Annotated in this window: 4 protein-coding genes; all 4 read left to right on the top strand. The window is 31.3% G+C overall.

Translation table 11 applies throughout. The features are described 5' to 3' along the window. Positions 1 to 121 precede the first annotated feature (121 nt). The 4 genes from G6N05_RS15425 (at position 122) to G6N05_RS15740 (ending at position 2976) form a co-directional block, all read left to right on the top strand. Positions 122 to 1360, top strand: coding sequence for an AAA family ATPase (locus tag G6N05_RS15425; protein WP_166131852.1), 1239 nt, complete (start codon positions 122 to 124; stop codon positions 1358 to 1360). 152 nt (positions 1361 to 1512) lie between these two features. Then, positions 1513 to 2133 (top strand): hypothetical protein, encoded by a 621-nt coding sequence (locus tag G6N05_RS15420; protein WP_166131849.1) that lies wholly within the window; start codon positions 1513 to 1515, stop codon positions 2131 to 2133. 184 nt (positions 2134 to 2317) lie between these two features. After that, complete coding sequence (locus G6N05_RS15415) at positions 2318 to 2800, top strand: hypothetical protein (RefSeq protein WP_166131846.1); 483 nt, start codon at positions 2318 to 2320, stop codon at positions 2798 to 2800. A gap of 53 nt (positions 2801 to 2853) precedes the next feature. Continuing rightward, positions 2854 to 2976 (top strand): hypothetical protein, encoded by a 123-nt coding sequence (locus G6N05_RS15740; RefSeq protein ID WP_262887792.1) that lies wholly within the window; start codon positions 2854 to 2856, stop codon positions 2974 to 2976. Positions 2977 to 3022: the final 46 nt, after the last annotated feature.

Here is a 3022-nt window from a genome sequence, read left to right as displayed (position 1 = left end):
CACGTTTATTTCTCGCAAGAAATTTTATATTTGATAGAAAATAATCGGTTCCGAAGTTCGCAACCTCGCCAAGCGCCGGAACGTTAGGCGCAATTATAAAAAACACACAAACCAATACCAAATGAAAATAAATCCATTTAATCCTAACTCTCCGACAGGACCGGGCATGTTTGCAGGACGCATCAAAGAAATAGAGGCAATCGAGCAAATCTTATTACAAACAAAGGCAAACAAAGGACATGGTTTTCTACTACTTGGTCAACGAGGAATAGGAAAAACATCATTGTTAAATTTAGTCAAATATCAAGCTGAAGGGAAAATCCAAACAAAAGGACAAAATTTAAACTTTTTAGTAGTAGAAATAGACATAACAAAGGAAACAAGTCTTTTCACTCTAATAAAGAAAATTGAATTAGCATTAAAACGTAAATTAGCAAAGTCAGAACCAACACGAAAACTTTTTTCAGATATTTGGAATTTTCTTGGAAAGGTTGAAATTGCTGGAGTGAAAGTTAATACATCTCAAGAATATGATAAAGAACTTTTGTTTGAAGAATTTTCATATTCACTTGCTGATACTTTAAAAAGAATTACAGTAAATACTGGTGATAATTTTGAAAGTACACATGATGGTATTTTAATAATAATTGATGAAACTGATAATGCAACAAAAGATTTAGACCTGGGCACGTTTTTTAAGCTATTAATGGAAAGACTACAAAAAGAAGGTTCACAACAATTGATGATAGGAATCGCTGGATTACCCAAAACTAAAGAAATTCTAATTGAAAGTCACCCATCATCAATTCGAATATTTGAAGAACTCAACTTGGACAGATTGTCTGACGAAGATATAAAATATGTTATTAAAAGTGTTCTCGCACATTCTAAACAGCTCAATGGACATGCAACAGATATCGAACAAATTGCAGAAAATGATTTAGTAAGACTTTCAGAAGGTTTCCCACATTTTATCCATCAATATGGTTATTGCGCATTTGAATTGTCCGATGGAGTAATTATTACTGATGAAAATATTCAAAAAGGAGCTTTTGGTAATAATGGTGCAATTGAAAAGATTGGAGACAAATATTATCGAGACGATTTCTATAATAAAATTAAAGTAGATAGTTATCGACAAGTTTTAATTATCATGGCAGAAAAGCTAGATGATTGGGTAACTAAAAAACACATAAAAAGTAAATTTAAAGGGCAATCAGCAACATTAGATAATGCCATAAATGCTTTACGTACGCGAGGAATAATTTTATCTAAAGAAGGAACACAAGGAACATATCGTTTACAAGACAAAGGTTTTGCATGGTGGATTGCTATGAACCAAAAAAAGGAAGAAAAATAACTGCGCCTAACAGGCGTTTGGCAAGATTGCGAATTTTGTAGTAAATACACGTTTACATTTCGCAAGAAATTTTATCTTTAACAGAAAATAAGTAGTTCCGAAGTTCGCAACCTCGCCAAGCGCCGGAACGTTATGCACAATATCAAGAAACGATGAAACAAACTATTTCAATATTAATATTTATTCTGACAACTTTTTTAAGTTTTGGACAAAAAGAACATTTAGAACCAGCAAGGGAGTTCAGCAAATACGAAGGAACTTTAAAAGAATATTATGAAAATGTTTTCCCGTTGCTGTATAAAGGATTTTCCGAAAAACCGATTGCGAGATATACTTCAATGCCGTCTTTTTCTAATGAATATTCTTTTTCTATTGAAACAATTGAAGGCAAAAACTATGTTGTGAGCAATAGATTATCGAAAAGTTATTGGTATGCTGAAAACAAAAAGAAAGTCAAACTAATTTCAAGCAAAGTAGAATTGACCAACGAACTTTATCTTAAAATAGTAGACCTATTCAGAATATTATCTGAACAGACAAAAAAACCAGAAGATGAATTAATGGGACTTGATGGAACAACTTATTATTTTGCAACTACCGAAAAAAATGGGCAAATAAAAATTGGTGAAACGTGGTCACCCAACGAGAATTCTTTATTAGATAAATTGGTAAAAATTTGTGATGATGTTTATTCATTTGGAACTGGTGAAAGTATATCACAAACTGAAACTTTGAAAAATATCGACAAATTGATAATTGACTTAAAAAAATAAAATACTGTGCATAACAGGCGTTTGGCAAGATTGCGAATTTTGTAGTAAATTCACGTTTATTTCTCGCAAGAAATTTTATCTTTGAAAGAAAATAATCGGTTCCGAACTTCGCAACCTCGCCAAGCGCCGGAACGTTGGCAGAAATGCTATGAAACCAGACTAAATAGAAAAAATTTGATAACTAATGGAAATTGATTTTTTAAAATTGGACTATTACTCAGACTTTATAGGAGAAAAAGAAATACGATTTTATACAAATTCAAAAGACACTATATTTAAGCGAAACATAGAAGAGTTTGCTGAAAATCAATTTTACGAAATACAATTAACTCAAGGAGAAAATAATATATATTTTTTTAGTCTTTGGGAAGGTTATTTTGACTCATTAATACGAGAACTTATCGATGAAAAAAATGAATACAAAGAATTACCAATGTTTATAAAAAATTGGAATGAATGTAAAGGCTGGCGTGATATAGATTCAATAGAAGATGTAATTTTAGATAACGAACTTGAATGGTTATTAAATATAATCCCAATAATAAACGAAAATCATAAAAAAGAATCTAAAAATAGTGTTTGGGACAATAATTGCATAAATGACCTATTGATTTTCTTGAATTTTGTAAAAAATAATGAATGGGAATTAAGAATATCAGAAGAATAATAATGTGAAAAAGCACTTCTGCCAACAAGCAGTTTGGCAAAATGGCGGGTTCGGTGCTTTTTTTAGAAGCGAAAGTGCTGAAACAAAGTTCAGGAATTTTTAGTAACTTTGGTGCTGTAAATCCGCCACTTCGCCAAGCTGCTGGACGTTGTACGCAATTAGCCAAAAATACGTGATAAACTATCGAAAACAAAAGGGATTTGATTGATTTTGACGAGTAAA

The organism is Flavobacterium bernardetii, assembly GCF_011305415.1.
GTDB lineage: Bacteria > Bacteroidota > Bacteroidia > Flavobacteriales > Flavobacteriaceae > Flavobacterium > Flavobacterium bernardetii.
The sequence above is the reverse complement of the archived record's forward strand: the minus strand, read 5'-3'. Positions and strand labels throughout refer to the sequence as shown.